Source organism: Neisseria sp. P0009.S007 (genome assembly GCF_051962515.1).
On record NZ_JBQCVF010001040.1, the window covers coordinates 1 to 293 of the forward strand.

Below are 293 nucleotides of genomic sequence, written 5' to 3' on the forward strand. Positions count from 1 at the left end.
AAATACCTACGCCTTGCTGGTGTAGCGCCGTGCCGATCTGCACCATGCTTGCGCCGCATAAGATGTGTTCAAACGCATCACGGCCGCTATAAACGCCGCCCGTTCCGATGACTTGGATAGATGGATCCAGTCTTTGATAGAACGCGTGGACATTGGCGAGCGCAGTCGGTTTGATGTATTGGCCGCCTATGCCGCCGAAGCCGTTTTTCGGGCGGATGACGACGGATTCGTCTTCGATATACATGCCGTTGCCGAGGGAGTTGACGCAGTTGACGAATTTTAGGGGATAGCGG

Annotated in this window: 1 pseudogene; it reads right to left on the bottom strand. The window is 54.9% G+C overall.

The annotated features are described in order from the left end of the window. Window positions 1-293, bottom strand: a pseudogene (locus ACTHS3_RS17660) (dihydroorotate oxidase); the annotation flags it as partial.